This window comes from Streptomyces sp. DF42, assembly GCF_058267695.1.
This window is the reverse complement of sequence record NZ_CM177859.1, coordinates 2,672,331-2,687,335: the sequence shown is the minus strand read 5'-3', so window position 1 is coordinate 2,687,335 and position 15,005 is coordinate 2,672,331. Positions and strand designations below refer to the sequence as shown.

General features: G+C 71.0%; 16 protein-coding genes. 5 read left to right on the top strand and 11 right to left on the bottom strand.

Annotated elements, in window-relative coordinates; translation table 11 throughout:
• Positions 1-89: 89 nt before the first annotated feature.
• The 8 genes from ACYUED_RS12325 to ACYUED_RS12290 all read right to left on the bottom strand — a co-directional run bounded on the left by ACYUED_RS12325 (position 90) and on the right by ACYUED_RS12290 (position 7,859).
• Entirely contained in the window at positions 90-1,664 is a 1,575-nt protein-coding gene (locus tag ACYUED_RS12325) for a DUF1996 domain-containing protein (protein WP_491292326.1), read from the bottom strand.
• A 189-nt stretch (positions 1,665-1,853) separates the two neighbouring features.
• Complete coding sequence (locus ACYUED_RS12320) at positions 1,854-2,507, bottom strand: LuxR C-terminal-related transcriptional regulator (RefSeq protein WP_266513091.1); 654 nt, start codon at positions 2,505-2,507, stop codon at positions 1,854-1,856.
• Positions 2,492-3,763: a sensor histidine kinase gene (locus tag ACYUED_RS12315; protein ID WP_491292325.1), complete on the bottom strand. Its 1,272-nt coding sequence runs from the start codon at positions 3,761-3,763 to the stop codon at positions 2,492-2,494. Before ACYUED_RS12315 ends, ACYUED_RS12320 begins: the two co-directional genes overlap by 16 nt.
• Before the next feature lie 102 nt (positions 3,764-3,865).
• Entirely contained in the window at positions 3,866-4,858 is a 993-nt protein-coding gene (locus ACYUED_RS12310) for an SDR family oxidoreductase (RefSeq protein WP_491292324.1), read from the bottom strand.
• Between the two features lie 124 nt (positions 4,859-4,982).
• The gene (locus ACYUED_RS12305) at positions 4,983-5,588 is read right to left on the bottom strand and encodes a winged helix-turn-helix domain-containing protein (protein WP_491292323.1); all 606 of its coding nucleotides are present in this window, start codon (positions 5,586-5,588) and stop codon (positions 4,983-4,985) included.
• Between the two features lie 332 nt (positions 5,589-5,920).
• Positions 5,921-6,001 (bottom strand): hypothetical protein, encoded by an 81-nt coding sequence (locus ACYUED_RS12300; RefSeq protein WP_491294218.1) that lies wholly within the window; start codon positions 5,999-6,001, stop codon positions 5,921-5,923.
• A 150-nt stretch (positions 6,002-6,151) separates the two neighbouring features.
• Complete coding sequence (glnII, locus tag ACYUED_RS12295; protein WP_491292322.1) at positions 6,152-7,183, bottom strand: glutamine synthetase; 1,032 nt, start codon at positions 7,181-7,183, stop codon at positions 6,152-6,154.
• A 184-nt stretch (positions 7,184-7,367) separates the two neighbouring features.
• Entirely contained in the window at positions 7,368-7,859 is a 492-nt protein-coding gene (locus ACYUED_RS12290; protein ID WP_491292321.1) for a MarR family winged helix-turn-helix transcriptional regulator, read from the bottom strand.
• 37 nt (positions 7,860-7,896) lie between these two features.
• On the opposite strand from ACYUED_RS12290, the gene ACYUED_RS12285 reads away from it, so the two are divergent.
• Positions 7,897-8,793, top strand: coding sequence for an alpha/beta fold hydrolase (locus ACYUED_RS12285; RefSeq protein WP_491292320.1), 897 nt, complete (start codon positions 7,897-7,899; stop codon positions 8,791-8,793).
• A 3-nt stretch (positions 8,794-8,796) separates the two neighbouring features.
• Here the strand turns inward: ACYUED_RS12285 and ACYUED_RS12280 are convergent, their stop codons facing one another.
• Together ACYUED_RS12280 and ACYUED_RS12275 are read right to left on the bottom strand one after the other, a co-directional pair.
• Entirely contained in the window at positions 8,797-9,495 is a 699-nt protein-coding gene (locus tag ACYUED_RS12280) for an RlpA-like double-psi beta-barrel domain-containing protein (protein ID WP_491292319.1), read from the bottom strand.
• Between the two features lie 119 nt (positions 9,496-9,614).
• Positions 9,615-9,974, bottom strand: a complete 360-nt coding sequence (locus tag ACYUED_RS12275; protein ID WP_491292318.1) for an arsenate reductase family protein — start codon at positions 9,972-9,974, stop codon at positions 9,615-9,617.
• Positions 9,975-10,147: 173 nt separating this feature from the next.
• Between ACYUED_RS12275 and ACYUED_RS12270 the strand changes: the two genes are divergently transcribed.
• Positions 10,148-10,456, top strand: coding sequence for a hypothetical protein (locus ACYUED_RS12270; RefSeq protein WP_491292317.1), 309 nt, complete (start codon positions 10,148-10,150; stop codon positions 10,454-10,456).
• Positions 10,457-10,622: 166 nt separating this feature from the next.
• On the opposite strand, the gene ACYUED_RS12265 is transcribed toward ACYUED_RS12270, so the two are convergent.
• Positions 10,623-11,807 carry a winged helix DNA-binding domain-containing protein gene (locus tag ACYUED_RS12265; RefSeq protein ID WP_491292316.1) on the bottom strand — a complete coding sequence of 395 codons (1,185 nt, stop codon included), beginning with the start codon at positions 11,805-11,807 and terminating at the stop codon, positions 10,623-10,625.
• Between the two features lie 321 nt (positions 11,808-12,128).
• Here ACYUED_RS12265 and ACYUED_RS12260 point away from each other — a divergent pair, with 321 nt between their 5' ends.
• The 3 genes from ACYUED_RS12260 (at position 12,129) to ACYUED_RS12250 (ending at position 14,993) form a co-directional block, all read left to right on the top strand.
• Entirely contained in the window at positions 12,129-13,469 is a 1,341-nt protein-coding gene (locus tag ACYUED_RS12260) for a DUF2252 domain-containing protein (RefSeq protein ID WP_491292315.1), read from the top strand.
• Between the two features lie 242 nt (positions 13,470-13,711).
• The gene (locus ACYUED_RS12255) at positions 13,712-14,446 is read left to right on the top strand and encodes a GAF and ANTAR domain-containing protein (protein ID WP_491292314.1); all 735 of its coding nucleotides are present in this window, start codon (positions 13,712-13,714) and stop codon (positions 14,444-14,446) included.
• Between the two features lie 262 nt (positions 14,447-14,708).
• Positions 14,709-14,993 carry a hypothetical protein gene (locus tag ACYUED_RS12250; protein WP_491292313.1) on the top strand — a complete coding sequence of 95 codons (285 nt, stop codon included), beginning with the start codon at positions 14,709-14,711 and terminating at the stop codon, positions 14,991-14,993.
• Positions 14,994-15,005 lie beyond the last annotated feature (12 nt).

Genomic DNA, 15,005 nt, shown 5'->3' with positions numbered 1-15,005 from the left:
ACACGGCACACGGAAGGCCGGTGGCGGGAGATCCCGCCACCGGCCTTCTTCGGTGCCTCACCGGCTCAGTGGGTCACCGGCTCAGTGCATCACCGGCACTGCTTGCCGTTGTTGACGCAGTCGGCGATCTTGTTCGCCAGGTTGTTCTTGAAGACCGCGATGAAGTCGTCGTGGTCGGTGGCCGACTTGTGCAGCTGCTCCGGGAAGCCGTCGACCGCGTAGGCGTTCTTCACCTGGCCGTTCTGCAGGGCCGGCGGGTTGATCTTGTACACCAGGCGCATCGTCAGCTGCGGGATCGCCTTGAAACCGTTCCCACAGGCACCGCTCGCCGGGTCCGCGAAGGCCACGTGCGTACGGTGGTTGGCGCTGTCGATGTTCTTGCCGTCCCAGCAGCTCTGGAAGGCGAAGGTGCGCACCACGTTGCTGCCCTGCGGGCAGATCGGGTACTGCTCCGTCAGCTGGACCTTGTTCTCGAAGCCGGTGCAGCTCCAGTGCGCGTTGGCGTTCGCCAGACCGTTGGTGGTGGTCTTGGCGTCACCGGTGATGATGCGCAGGAACTGCGGCATCGCGGTGACCTTGCTGGTCGGGTTGCCGACGTACTTGATCTGCGCCTGGACCGGCGTCAGGATCTTTCCGACGTTCCCTTCCTTGCCGCCGCCGTCCTTGTTCTGGTCGAAGTCCTGAGAGCCGTCCTGGACACGGACGACCGGCCAGTAGTACGCGGACAGGTCACCCTGGTTCTGGCAGCTGGTCTGGTCCGCGATCAGCGAGTTGTTGTTCGCGAACGCGTCGACCTTCTGGTTGCCGACATAGTCGTGCAGGTGGTGCGCGCCGTTGGTCACGCCGGGCGCCACGATCACGTTGTCGGTGTTGTGGTTCTTGTTCGCGTTCACACCGCAGCTGGTGGTGAACGTGCCGGTCGAGGCCTGGCCGCCGTTCTGCGGTTTGCCCTGGACGTTCGCGGCGACCTTCGTGATGTCCACGAAGTCGGCGGCGACGGGGCCGTTGCCGGCCTGGCCGCCGATGTTCTGGCCGGCGCCGGCCTGACCGCCGCCCTGCTGCTGGCCGCCCTGCTGCTGGCCACCACCGCCCTGCTGCTGGCCACCCTGCTGCTGGCCGCCCTGCTGCTGACCGCCGCCGCCCTGCTGCTGGCCGCCCTGCTGCTGGCCACCACCGGCGTTGGTCTGGTTCGCGTTCTGCGTCGTACAGGCGGCGAGAGCTCCCAGCCCGGACGCGTCGACCTGGCCGCCCACCCGCTGGATGTCGATCCGGATCCGGTCGAGGGTCGCGGACCGCTTGTTCTTGAGGGGGCCGACGATCGCGTTCTGCACGAAGCCGGCGTCCTGCGTCTGTGCCTGGCGCGTGGAAGCGAGACGGGCGTAGGCCTCGGTGATCTGCTTGTCGAGGTTCGCCAGCTCCGTGGCCACACCCTGACGTGCCCTCTCGGGGACGTTCGTCAGCTTCTGCTGGACGTCCGGGCAGGCGATCGTGGCCACCTGTCCGGCAGCGGCCTTGGTCTGGTTCTGCCCCGAGTTGTTCGACTCGTGAGCCGAGGCGTAGAAGTTCGCCCAGATCAGCCCGCCCCCACCGAGCGCTAGGGCCGCCGATGCGGCTACGGCCTTGGTGGCCAGCGGCGTACGGCGCTTTCGTGTGTTGCGTACCATGGAACTCCTCTGACTTCCTTGCGGGCTTGGCGGGGCTTCTAGGCGCCCGACAGGAGTGAAGCGGCGCCCATTGATACGGGCGTGGCCCCAGGCGTGTTCAGCAGCCCCGCAAACAAATCAGAGGATTACTCGGCCGATGGGCCCCAACAGCCGCCTGAGCAGCGGAATTTACGGAAAATACGCGGCCGTTCACCGGTCCTGGTCCAGATAGGCGAGGACCGCCAGAACGCGACGATTGTCATCATCCGACACCTCCAGGTCCAGTTTGGCGAAGATGTTGGAGGTGTGTTTGGCGATGGCCCGTTCTGTCACCACCAGCTGCCCCGCGATCGCCGCGTTGGAGCGGCCCTGCGCCATCAGCTCCAGCACCTCGCGCTCACGGGGCGTCAGCCGCCCGAGGGGCCGGTCGTCGGCCGCCCGCCGGGACAGCAACTGCTGGATCACTTGCGGGTCCATCGCCGTGCCGCCCGCCGCGACCCGCCGTACGGAGTCGATGAACTGCTCCGCGTCGAACACCCGGTCCTTGAGCAGATACCCCACCCCGCCGCTGCCGTCGGCGAGAAGCTCGCGCGCGTACAACTGCTCCACGTGCTGGGAGAGCACCAGCACCGGAAGCCCGGGTCTGTCCCGGCGGGCCTGCAGTGCGCACTGCAGCCCCTCGTCGGTGTGCGTCGGCGGCAGGCGTACGTCGACCACGGCGACGTCCGGCTCCAGCTCGGCCAGTGCCTGGCTGAGCTCGGGGCCGGACTCGACGGCCGCGGCGATCTCGAAGTCGTAGGCCTCCAGGAGCCGGACCAGTCCGTCGCGCAGCAGGAAGAGGTCTTCGGCTAGGACAACTCGCAAGGGATCTCCATGGTGACCATGGTGGGACCGCCCGCGGGGCTGCTGACGGCCAGGACGCCGTCGAATGTACCCAGTCGCCGCTCGACTCCGGTCAGCCCGGAGCCCGACCCGATCACCGCGCCGCCCTTGCCGTTGTCGGTGACGGAGACGCGCAGCATGCCCTCGCTGTGATGCAGGTCGACCCAGATCCGGTCCGCGCCGGAGTGCTTGACCGCGTTGGTGAGCACCTCGCTGAGGGCGAAGTAGGCGGCGGACTCGACCGGCGCGTCCGCGCGGCCGCTCAACTCGACGTTCACCTCGGCCGGGAGGGGCAGCCGAAGTGCCAACGCCCTTACCGCGTCGCCGAGTCCGCGTTCGGCCAGGACCGGCGGGTGGATGCCGCGGACCAGGTCGCGCAGCTCGCCGAGGGCGTCCACGGAGGACTGGCGGGTCTGGGCGAGGAGCTGTTTGGCCTTCGCCGGGTCCTTGTCGAGGAGCATTTCGATGGTGCCCAGGTCCATGCCCATGGCGACCAGCCGGGCCTGCGCCCCGTCGTGCAGATCACGCTCGATGCGGCGCAGCTCGGCGGCGGAGGTGTCGACGGCGTCACGGCGGGTCTCGGTGAGGACGCGGACGCGCTCGGCCAACTCGCTCTCGCTCGCGCCGAGTACGGCTCGGGTGAGCCGGAAGTGGGCGGTCAGCAGCCGCGGGGCGAAGGGAGAGGCGAGGGCGAGGATCGCGGCGGCCAGCACGCCGGCGCCGAGCGCGGAGGCCTGGTCGGTGACATGGACGAAGCCGTACCAGTAGCCGCCGCTGTCCGACAGCGGCCGCCACAGCCCGGCCGCCACGGCGAACCCTTCGAACGGGTAGAAGACGAGCACCGCCGGCAGCAGCGCCGTCACGAACCCCGCCGTCATGTCCACCTGCAGCCACCGCAGGTCCCGCCAGGTCGCCGGGTCGCGCAGCATCGCGTACGTCCGCGTCCAGGGTTTGGCGTCCTCGGGGACCGGCCGGTACGCCGACGGGATCGACACCCGGCCCCACTTCGCCGCGAGCGCCCGCCGCCGGTCGGCGAACGCCCGCACTCCCGTCAGCACCCAGGGCGTCGTGACGAGTCCGATGCCGATCGGGATGAGCGAGATGGACACGAGGGAGAGTGTGAAGCCGAGAACCGCGCCCGGCAGGGACACCAGGGCCAGCACGAACCCCCGCCCCGCCGCCAGGGCGACGGCCCGGGCCCTCGTGGTAAGAGACCCGTTCTTCGTGTTGGTGTTCATGGCAGCCAGTCTGACCGAGCACACACCGACGGTCACTGGGCCGAGCCCCCCGGCCGAGGGGTGGTGCCACGTACACCCCGGGGCGAGCGGCGCGGTCGAGGACTACCCCGCCAGCACCTTGGCCTCCATGGCCGGGTCCAGTCCCACCGGGGGCCGGTCCGGGCGCTGTGGTGCCGTGCCGCCGATGTCCTGGAGCCACCGCAAGGTGTCGGTCACGGTTTCGGCGACGGGCCGGCAGCGCAGCCCCGTCGCGAGCGCGCGGGAGACGTCCCCGCTGTGCAGGGAGTCGTGCTCCTCGCTGCCCGGCGGCACCCACACCGGCAGCTGGGTCCACGGCTCGATGCCCGCTCCGAGGACGGTCTCGGGGGCGGTCCAGCGCAGCTCCGCGTCCGAGCCGGTGACGGCGACGCACGCGTCGAGCAGCTCACCCATGGTGGCGTGCCCCTGCGCACTGACCAGGTTGTACGGGCCTCTCAGCTCCCGCTCCGCCGCGCCGAGAATCCACTCGGCCAGGTCGCGCACGTCGACGTACTGCAGGGGCAGGTCCCGCGGTCCCGGGGCCAGTACGGGCCCGCCACGCGCGATCCGGCCGAGCCACCACGGCAGACGGCCGATGTTCTCGTACGGGCCGAGGATCAGCCCGGCCCGTACGAGCACGGACCGGTCCGCGCCGAACGCCTCGACGGCGGCGATCTCGGCGCCCCGCTTGTCGCGCGCGTAGTCGGTCCTGTCCGCGTCGGGCTCGGCGCCCTGCACCAGCGGCGCGTCCTCGGTGTATCCGCGGGGCGAGGGCCACGCGTACACCGAGCAACTCGACACGTACACATACCGTGCGGCGCGGCCCCGCAGCAGTCGCGCCGCCTCGTGCACGGCCCGGGGCGCCGCCGACCAGGTGTCGACGACGACGTCCCACTCGCCGTCCGTGAGGGCGGCGAGCCCGTCGGGTGTGGTGCGGTCGCCGTGCAGGGCCCGCACGCCCGGGAGCGGCCGGTGCCGTCCCCGGTTGAGGACGCTCACGTCCCAGCCGCGCCCGAGGGCCGCCTCCACGACGGCCCGTCCCGCGAACTCCGTACCACCCAGCACCAGAAGTCTCATGCCGGTGAGCCTGCCGGGACCGGACGCGGAACGGAACGGCGATCTGCCGTCAGCAGAAGATCAGCGGCAGATCGGCAGCGGGTCGGCAGTGATCAACGGCCGGTCGGCAGCGGGTCGGCAGTGATCAACGGCCGGTCGGCGGGGTGTACTTGTAGCCGACCCGGCGCACGGTCTGGATCGCCGCGCGGTGCTCGACGCCCAGCTTGCGGCGCAGCCGGGCGATGTGGACGTCGACGGTGCGGCCGTCGCCGACGTGGCCGTACCCCCACACCGTGGTGACCAGCTGGTCGCGGGTGTGCACCCGGTGCGGGTGCGCCACGAGGTGGGCGAGGAGCTCGAACTCCAGGTAGGTGAGGTCGAGTTCCTGTCCGTCCACCTCGGCCGTGCGCTGTACGGAGTCGATGCGGACGAGCGGGTCGCCGCCCCGGCGGGCGTCCGTGCCGTGGCCGATCACGGCGTCGGTGCGGTCGGGCACCGCCACCGGCAGGAACGGCGGCTGCTGGTCGGCCGGGACGAGTACCAGGTAGCCGACCATCGGCGGCTGGCCCGGCAGGGTGGGCAGGGTGTGCTGCGGAGCCGGCAGCCAGGTGGCGCCGGGCGGCAGGAAGTCCGCCACGTCCACGACCTCGTCCCGGTCGACGGCGCGCAGTCGGTGCCGGGTGCCATGGGCCGGGGTGACGGTCGGGGCGGCGGTGAGGGTGGCGGAGGAAAGGGAACGAGTGGTCGCCATGAGAGGTCAGCTCTTTCGCGCGAGGAGTTCGTCGGGGAGGACGACGGGCCGCGAGTTCGTGGTCGGGCTCGTCGAGGGACGTACGTCGTTTCGCGTCGGACGAAGGCCTGGGTGTAAGGCTTTAGAGGGCCGGCGCGTTCATCGCGCGGCAACACACCCGGTCGAAGTCGTGGTGCTGACGGGAAGGCCAGAACGGCTCGAGGTCATGGCGACCCGTCGCGGTGTGGTTCTGGATGCTGGCCATGGCTCCATTGAAGCAGACACTGCGCGTGGCGAGGAGTCTCCTCTCGCTGCTTGGACGCTTCCTTGGTATGAAACTGACGTTGCGGACCTCACCCGGTCAGACGTTTGTGCCAGGTAAGGGGCGTGACCTTGATGGCCTTGTCCGGATTGCCGTTCCGGTCCGTGGTCAGCCCGGCGGCACCGAGCGCGGCGACGACCCTCGTGGCCGACGGCCGCTGTGGTCCGTGCCGAGTCGTCGAACCCGCTCACACTCTCCACTGACAGCGCGAGGGGGCGCCCACCGTGACCGGTGGGCGCCCCCTCGCGGGAGTCGGGTCGGATCAGACCTGGCCGGCCTTCTCCAGCGCGGAGCAGCAGGTGTCCACGATCAGGCGCGTCACCAGGTACGGGTCCACGTTGGCGTTCGGACGGCGGTCCTCGATGTAGCCCTTGCCGTCCTTCTCGACCTGCCACGGGATACGGACCGAGGCGCCGCGGTCGGAGACGCCGTACGAGTACTCGTTCCACGGGGCGGTCTCGTGCAGACCCGTCAGGCGGTCGTCGATGCCGGCGCCGTAGTTCTTCACGTGGTCGAGCGGCTTGGAGCCCTCGCCCAGGGACTCCGCCGCGGTGATGATCGCGTCGTAGGTCTCGCGCATCGCCTTGGTGGAGAAGTTGGTGTGCGCACCGGCGCCGTTCCAGTCGCCCTTCACCGGCTTCGGGTCCAGCGTCGCGGCGACGCCGAAGTCCTCGGCGGTGCGGTAGAGCAGCCAGCGGGCCACCCACAGGTGGTCGGAGACCTCCAGCGGGGAGACCGGGCCGACCTGGAACTCCCACTGGCCGGGCATGACCTCGGCGTTGATGCCGGAGATGGCGAGACCGGCCGCGAGGCAGTTGTCCAGGTGCGCCTCGACGATCTCACGGCCGAAGATCTCGTCCGCGCCGACACCGCAGTAGTAGCCGCCCTGCGGGGCCGGGAAGCCGCCCTTGGGGAAGCCGAGCGGGTAGCCGTCCTGGAAGAACGTGTACTCCTGCTCGATGCCGAAGATCGGCTCCTGCGCGGCGAACTTCTCGGCGACCTCGGCCAGCGCGGCACGGGTGTTGGACTCGTGCGGCGTCATGTCGATGTCCAGGACCTCGCACAGGACGAGGATGTCGTCGCCGCCGCGGATCGGGTCCGGGCAGGTGAAGACCGGCTTGAGGACACGGTCCGAGGAGTGGCCCTCGGCCTGGTTCGTGGAGGACCCGTCGAAGCCCCAGATCGGCAGCGCGTCCAGACCGGCGGGCTCGCCCGTCATGATCTTCGTCTTGGAACGGAGCTTGGCGGTCGGCTGGGTGCCGTCGATCCAGATGTACTCAGCCTTGAAGGTCACGAGCCACTTCCTTCGGGGTGTGTCTTACGCACTTGCGGGTGCTGCGGCGCTGCGGCACTGGGGCGCCGCTCTTGTTGCCCGCGAGCCTGTCAACAGGCGGTTTCCCGGCCATTGCTCGAATGTGAACCCCGTGTTACCTGGGAGTGGTGTGGCGCGATTCACGGTGTGAGAACGCGCGGACCGGTCAGTCCCGCTCCGTCGCCGCCTCCACCACCCCCTCCAGTACTCCTTCGAGGAACCCCCTGACGGCGGCCAGTTCCCGCTCGTCGTACACACGAAGCAACTCCGCCGCCCCTGCGATCAGCGGTCCGAAGGAGGCCCATCCGAGCTCGACCGCCTGCTCGGTCACCTCGATCAGGACCTTGCGCCGGTCTCCCTCCGCGCGCACCCGGCGCACATGTCCGGCACGTTCCATCCGGTCGATGAGCGCGGTCGTCCCCGCCGAGTTCAGCCCGAGCGCCGCGCCGAGCCGCCCGGCCGTCGTCTCCTCACCCGCCCGCGAGGCGTCCATGAGGGCGATCAGGGCGCGTACGTCCGTGGGGTGCATGCCGTTGCGGCTCGCGAACCGGGCGCTGTGCAGGCCGAGTTCGACCGTCACCGCGCGCAGCAGATGGACGACCTCCATCTCGGGCCCAAGGTTCCGCACGACCGGCCTCCGCTCTATTATCTCGTTCATCGAGTATCTCGTTCAGCGAGATAATAGGGGAGGGGCAATGAGGTCCGCGTACGACATGGACGGCTTCCTGGCCGCGTACGACAAGGTCATGGGCAAGTGGCCCGCCGAGCGGGAGGCGGTGACCGTCCCCACGCCCTTCGGCACGACGTACGTCAATGTCTGCGGCCCGCTGCACGGCCCCCCGTTGGTCCTGCTGCCCGGTGGCGGCGGAGCCACCTCCGCGAGCTGGTACGCCCAGGCCACCGACCTCGCCCGCACCCACCGCGTCTTCGCCGTCGACCTCCCCGCCTGCGCGGGCCGCGGAACCGAGGCCGGCGACCGTCACCCCCGTACGGTCGCCGACCTGGTGGCCTGGCTGGAGGCCGTCCTGGACGAACTCGGCCTCGGGGAGGCGGACCTGGGCGGGCACTCGTACGGCGGCTGGATCTCTCTGCACTACGCACTGCACGCACGCGCGCGTGTGCGCCGCCTCTTCCTCCTGGACCCCGTCATGTGCTTCGCCGGCTTCCGGCCGGCGTACCTGCTGCGCGCCCTGCCGCTGATGCTGCGGCCCACGCCCGCTCGGGCCCGCGCCTTCCTGGAATGGGAGACCCGGGGAGTGACCGGGAGAGCGACTGGGGGAGAGGCCGGGGGAGTGCTCCTCGACCCCGACTGGCTCCGTCTTCAGGAGGCGGCCACCGGCTTCCCCTCCGTGTCGAAGCCGGTGACCGGCCCGCGCCCGGCGCCTGACGCGCTGCGCGGACTGAACGCGCCGGTCCTGCTGCTCCTGGCCGGGAACAGCAGGACCCACGACGCGTGCAAGGTGGCACCGAGGGCGGATGCGCTGCTGCCGCGCGTCGAGACGGTCGTACTCCCACACGTCTCCCATCACGCGATGCCGCAGTCCGCACCCCCCGAACTCGGCCGCCGCCTCACGGAGTTCCTGAACGCCTGAGCCTCACCCCACCTTCTCGATCAGCGCGCGTCGGATCAGGAACTTGCCGGGCTCCCGGACCTGTTCGAAGGCCGCGTTGTTGAGCAGGGCGCAACTGCCGGACACCGAGGTGACCTTCACCGTCGTGGACTTGTTGTTGTCCAGGTTGGTGACCTTCAGGGTCGTCCCCGCCGGGAACTGGTTGCTGGAGGCGGCAGGCGCGCCGCCCTCGCCGGAGAGGGTGACGGTGGAGCCGTTGCACACCTGCTGTCCGGAGGCGGCAGCACCGCCCGTGTTCCCGCCCGCGTTTCCTGCGGGCGCCGAGGCGGTCTGCGAGGGCTGGGCGCCCCCCGTCTGCTGTCCCGCGCCGTCCTGCGCCGGCTGCGTCGCCTGGGAGTCCTGAGCCGACTCCCCAACGGCGCAACCGGACGCCTTCTGCTGGACCTTGATCTGCGCGATGACGGCCTCGCGGTTGGCGATCCGCGCCGCGGACTGGGCGTCCGGAGCGGCCTTCTGCCCGTCGATGAACTTCTGGTTGTTGCCGAGGGCGGTGGCGAGCCCCTGGCAGACGTTCGAGTCCGCCGCGGACAACGTCCTGGGGCTCGGACTCTGCGCGGCGTTCGAGGTGCTCGCCATGACGAAGGCGCCACCTCCCGCCACCGCCGCCGCGCTCACCAGCAGCGCGATCTTCTTCTTCGTACCGAGACTTCTCCTACGCGACATGCGCGCCTCCTGAGAGGTAGGGGAGCGTACGCCGCTATGTACGAGATACCGAACGAGGTTACTCAGCGGTCACAGGAGTCGCTGAAGTAACGTGCGTCACACAGGGGTTGGTGAGCCGCTCAGCGGGACAGCGCATCCCGCACGGCGTCCTCCGAGCGCCCCACCACCGCCGTGCCGTCCTGCGCCGTGATGATCGGGCGCTGGATCAGCTTGGGGTGTTCGGACAGCGCCTTGATCCACCGGTCTCGCGAACTCTCGTCCCGCGCCCACTCCTTGAGGCCCAGCTCCGTCGCGTCCGCCTCCTGGGTGCGGGTGATGTCCCACGGTTCGAGACCGAGCCGGTCGAGTACGTCCCTGATCTCGTCCTCGCTCGGTACGTCCTCCAGGTAGCGGCGGACGGTGTAGTCGGCGCCCTCGGCGTCGAGCAGGCTGATGGCGCTGCGGCACTTGGAACAGGCCGGGTTGATCCAGATCTCCATGCCCTCACGGTACGCGAAAACCCGCCCTCCACCTGTGTCACAGAGGCACCGAAAGCCCTTGTGGCCAGGGGCTTTTGTCAGTGGCGGTTGCTAGAATAGAAGCAGTGTTCGAGGGAATCGCCGGGGTCGACGTAGTCCCCGGGGAGCGCCCTGACCGCGACAGGAGGATGCCTGTGCCCGCTGCCGCACTGAAGCCGAAGCCGATGCAGTCCACAGCAAAGCGCCCCGTTCTGCTCGACCTGCCGTACGACCCGGTGGAGAAGCGCCCGCTGCCGCCGGGCCGTCCGCGCGACTGGTATGTCACGCACAACCGTCGCCTCAAGGCGATGCGGCTCGCGATCGCCCTGCTCGACTCGGGCGTGTACGTACCGAACCAGGCCCGCAACGAGACGATACGGAACACCGCCGAAGTGATCGGCGTCCATCCGCCGTCGGACACGACGTGCCACATGGTGCGAGCACTGATGCGTTACTCGCGCTGAGCCCGGGGGCTGTCGCCCCCCGACCCCCGCTTCGGCCTCAACGGCCTCGTCCTCAAACGCCGGACGGGCTGAATTTCGGCCCCTCCGGCGTTTGAGGAGCGGTGGTTGGGGGTCCGGGGGGCCGGCCCCCGGGTCGGGACGGGTAGGGGCGGCGGGGGCGAAATCCCTACCCCGCCAACTCCTTCTCCACCGGCGTCCGAAACCGTGGCGTCACCTTCGTCGACCCCAACCACCCCTGAAGCCGCTGCACCTCGGCACCGATCGCCGCCTCCGCCTCCCTCCCCACCCCGGAGGGCACCAACACCCGCCACACGATCTCCCCGTCCCGCCGCTGAGCCCAACCGCCCACCACCCGCCCGTCCCACCACACCGTCGGCCCCACGTTCCCGCTCCTGTCGAACAGCAGCGGCCGCAACTCCGGTGCCAGATACCAGTCCCGCCCCCGCCACCCCATCGCCGCCGGGTCAAGGCCGGGCAGCAGCGCGGCCCACGGCTGCGCGGGCCCGGCCACCGGCGCGACATCGCCGTCGACGACGTACCCCGTGCCCTCGTCCAGTGCCACCGACTGAGCGCCGATCGCCGTCAGCGCCCGCCGGACGTCCGTCACCTTCCATCCCGTCCACCACTTCAGGTCGTCCTCCGTGGCCGGCCCGCACACCGTGAGCCACCGCCCGAGCAGCGCCGCCTGCGCCTCGGCCATGTCCAGTTCGGGATGCGGAGGCGCCACCGCCCAACGGAACTGGCTGGAGGTCCACGACCCGAGCGGCCGCCCCCGCACGACCCTGCCTTCCACGCCCAGCACCCTCAACAGCCGGGTCGAAACGGTGTGCACGCCCTCATAGCTCTTCCCGGCCGCGTACACGAACTGTTCCCTCAGGCGCGGTTCGTCCTGCGCGAGCTCGGCCGCCGTCGCCTGTCCGCGCCGCGCCAGCGCCGCCAGCGCCGACTCCTCGACCTCCTTCAGCCAGGCCGCGTCCGGTGCCCCGGTCTTCGCCATGTCCTTGAGCAGCGAGGCCCGCTCCCGGGCGGCGACCGCGAGGCCGGTGGAGGCGTGCACGACGGCGGTCAGGTCCGTGGGGAACACGAAAACGGTGTGCCGCATGCCATGCATACGGACCAGGGAACGGTCCGTGTACAGGGCTCGCTCCGTCTCCGGCACGGTCGTCGCCGCGTCCGCGAGCCGAGCGCCGACGGCCAGATACACCGTCGCAGGGTCCGTGCCGTGCAGCGCGACCAACGAGCCGGCGACCTCCTCCGCGCTCCCCGCCCGCGCCTCCGGCGCCAGCCGCTGCCGCAACGCCAGCCGAGCCCGCCGCTCCGCCGCCCCGACGTACCGCACGCCGTCACCCATCCCGGCCTCCCCGCCTCTCGTCGCGCCACCCGTGACCCCATCTTGCAGGAGGACACCGACAACGGGCCGTAGGCCCGGGAAGAGAAAGACAGCCCAAGAGCCTCAGCACAGGTGCGCCCTACCGGATCCCCGTCACCCGGACCCTTCACCCGATCGCCGTGCCCGGCATGCGCGCACCCCCGCACCCGCCTTCACTGCGATCAGAGGGCGGCGGAACTCGGGCGACGACCGCGCAGGGGCGGCGCAACCGGACCGCCCCGTGCGGACACGGCCGGCAGCGGGAGGCGTGATGGGCAGGCGCGGCACGTGGTGGTGGACGCCATGAGTACCCCTGTCTCACGCGCCGACCGCGGAAGGGCCGCCCGCCGCCGCGTCGCCCGTTCCGCGCACGCCGCGTGGATACCGCCCGTCGACCGGCCCGACCCCGTCGCCGTACTGGAACGGCAGGGCCGCGACCGCCTGCCGGAGCTGCTGCCGATCCGGTACGGGCGGATGGCCGGGTCACCCTTCGCCTTCCTGCGCGGCTCGGCCGCCGTGATGGCCGCCGACCTCGCGTCCCGGCCGCACACCGGGCTGACCGTGCAGTTGTGCGGCGACGCCCACCTGCTGAACTTCGGCCTGTACGCCTCCCGGGAACACGCCCTGCTCTTCGACCTGAACGACTTCGACGAGACGTTCCCCGGACCCTTCGAGTGGGATGTCAAACGGCTCGCGGCCTCCGTCGCCGTGGCCGCCCGGGCGAACGGGCACGGCGAGGCCAAGGTCCGCCGCTCGGCGCTGGAGGCGGCCGCCGCGTACCGGACCACCGTGCGGCGGTTGGCCCGGCAGGGCGAACTCGCCGTCTGGTACGAGCGCATCGACGCCGAGAGCCTGCTGCCCCTCGCCCGCTCCGCGCACCGCCGCGGACAGGTCGCCTCCAGCCTCACCCGGGCCCGCCGCCGCACCAGCCTGCACGCCGTCGGCAAGCTCACGGAAGTGGTCGACGGACGCCGCCGGATCGTCCAGGACCCACCGCTCCTCGAATCCGCCGGCGCCTCCGACATGGCGTCGCTGCGCAAGATCTTCAGCGACTACCGCTCCACCCTCTCCGAGGAGCGCCGCCTCCTCCTGGACCGCTACCGCTTCGTGGACGCCGCCCGCAAGGTCGTCGGCGTCGGCAGCGTCGGCATGCGGTGCTTCGTCGTGCTGCTCACCGGACGCGACCAGGACGACACCCTGTTCCTGCAGATCAAGGAGGCGCGGAAGTCCGTACTGGAAGAGCATCTGCCGACCGGGCCCTACGTCCATCCCGGGCATCGGGTCGTCGCGGGTCAGCGGTTGTTGCAGACGGCCGGTGACGTCTTCCTCGGGTGGATGTCGGGGCCGCAGGGGCGTGCCTACTACTGGCGGCAGCTACGCGACATGAAGGGTTCCGCGGACGTCGCGGGGATGAAGCCGGCCGACCTCCTGGCGTACGCGCGGCTGTGCGGCACCGCTCTGGGCCGTGCCCACGCCCGCTCCGGCGACCGCATCGCGATCGCCGCCTATCTGGGCGGCGCCGACACCTTCGAACAGGCCGTCGCCGACTTCGCCCTCCACTACGCGGACCAGAACGCCGCCGACCATGCCGCCCTGGGCGCGGCGGTCGCCGCCGGCGTGATCGCGGCGGCCCCGGAAGTGTGACTCCGGACTGCCCCGCCGTTCGATTCACATACCGCCCCGAGCGAGACAACGGCGAGCGTACGATGCCGCCATGGCCGCCGATCCGCGCGCCGACGTGCACCAGGCCGCGGGCAGGGTCTCCGTCCACCTCGACTGTCCGGTGGCCGACGCACGGGAACTCGTCAAGGCACGCGCGTTCGCCGAGGGCTCCTCCGCACGCTCAGTGGCACAGCGCACCCTCCGCGGCGAAGGGAATCCAGCCGATGAGCACGATGTCCCACGCGCCGCAGCGGCTGGCGCACGCGTTCGTCGACCTCGCCGCCAGCCCCATCACCGAGGCCTCCGATCCGACCGGGCTCCTCGCCGCCCTCGCCGCACGCGGGACCGAACTGCTCGGTGACTGCGCGGCGGTCGTGCTCTACGCCTCCGACGACCGTGCCCGCGTCGAGGTCGCCGGCACCGGCGATGAGCTGCTGCGCCTGGCGCGTGATGACGTCGGCTGGGGTGAGGGACCAGGACCGGAGGCCCGCCGCACCGGCCGGCCGGTGCCCGACACCGCCCTCGACGGCGACCGTGCCCGCCATGACTGGCCGCGCTACTCGGGCCGGGCCCTGGAACTCGGCTACGGCCGGGCCGCCGCCCTGCCTCTGCGCGTCGGCCAGGACACCCTGGGCGCCGTGGTGCTGCTGGGCCCCGCCGGCACGCTGCTGGACCCCGAGCTTCTGGCCCTGGGCCGGTCACTCACCGACGCCGCCGGCTGGAACCTGGAACGGGACCGCTGCCTGCGCCAGAGCCGTGCCCTGGCCGACCAGCTGGGTGAGGCCCTGACCAGCCGTATCGTCATCGAACAGGCCAAGGGCACGCTCGCGGCCAGGCTCTCCATCTCGGTGGACGACGCCTTCGGCGTCCTGCGCTCCCACGCCCGCGCCCACCGCCGCCGTCTGGCGGACGTGGCCCGGGAGGTCGTGGCCCGGAAGGTGGACCTGCAGGCCGAGTAGCCAAGTAGCCAGGTGGCCAAGCGGGGGTATCCGGCGACCCGTACCCCTGGGCGCGAAGAAAACCGGATGCACTCCCGGTGACCGGCTCCCTACGCTGGACAAGCACGGCGGAGCTGCCCACCACCGCTTTCCGCAGGACCGGCATCACCCTGCGGACTCGGGGCTACTCTCTACGCACCGACGGACGGACGCCCATCCCCCAGCGCCCCGTCGGGGCGACACACCACCACCGCTCGATCAACCACGCCCACGGAGGCCCGTCATGGGCACCATCTTGATATCCGGGATCGTCGTCCTGGCGCTCTTGGGATTCGGAAACCACGTCTGGTGGCTGGCCGCGGCCGGCGTTCTCTTCCTGTACCTGCAGTACGGGCGGGACCGCTCCGCCTCGCGGCCCTCGCCGCCGGCGGGATCCTCGTCGGCGTCCGTGCCGGCCTCGTACCAGGCCTACCGCAAACGCCGTGACCAGCAGGCGAAGTGGGAGCGGCGCTACCGCCGCGAGCGCCCCCTGGAGACCCGCCGCCAGGAGCGTGAGAAGAACAAGTAGGACGGGCGAAGG

What these genes read in the sequence shown, in the direction of transcription:
- ACYUED_RS12325 (WP_491292326.1), bottom strand. Translation starts at nt 1,664, where the DNA reads ATGGTACGCAACACACGAAAGCGCCGTACGCCGCTGGCCACCAAGGCC.
- ACYUED_RS12315 (WP_491292325.1), bottom strand. Translation starts at nt 3,763, where the DNA reads ATGAACACCAACACGAAGAACGGGTCTCTTACCACGAGGGCCCGGGCC.
- ACYUED_RS12310 (WP_491292324.1), bottom strand. Translation starts at nt 4,858, where the DNA reads ATGAGACTTCTGGTGCTGGGTGGTACGGAGTTCGCGGGACGGGCCGTC.
- ACYUED_RS12305 (WP_491292323.1), bottom strand. Translation starts at nt 5,588, where the DNA reads ATGGCGACCACTCGTTCCCTTTCCTCCGCCACCCTCACCGCCGCCCCG.
- ACYUED_RS12290 (WP_491292321.1), bottom strand. Translation starts at nt 7,859, where the DNA reads ATGAACGAGATAATAGAGCGGAGGCCGGTCGTGCGGAACCTTGGGCCC.
- ACYUED_RS12285 (WP_491292320.1), top strand. Translation starts at nt 7,897, where the DNA reads ATGAGGTCCGCGTACGACATGGACGGCTTCCTGGCCGCGTACGACAAG.
- ACYUED_RS12280 (WP_491292319.1), bottom strand. Translation starts at nt 9,495, where the DNA reads ATGTCGCGTAGGAGAAGTCTCGGTACGAAGAAGAAGATCGCGCTGCTG.
- ACYUED_RS12275 (WP_491292318.1), bottom strand. Translation starts at nt 9,974, where the DNA reads ATGGAGATCTGGATCAACCCGGCCTGTTCCAAGTGCCGCAGCGCCATC.
- ACYUED_RS12265 (WP_491292316.1), bottom strand. Translation starts at nt 11,807, where the DNA reads ATGGGTGACGGCGTGCGGTACGTCGGGGCGGCGGAGCGGCGGGCTCGG.
- ACYUED_RS12260 (WP_491292315.1), top strand. Translation starts at nt 12,129, where the DNA reads ATGAGTACCCCTGTCTCACGCGCCGACCGCGGAAGGGCCGCCCGCCGC.
- ACYUED_RS12255 (WP_491292314.1), top strand. Translation starts at nt 13,712, where the DNA reads ATGAGCACGATGTCCCACGCGCCGCAGCGGCTGGCGCACGCGTTCGTC.
- ACYUED_RS12250 (WP_491292313.1), top strand. Translation starts at nt 14,709, where the DNA reads ATGGGCACCATCTTGATATCCGGGATCGTCGTCCTGGCGCTCTTGGGA.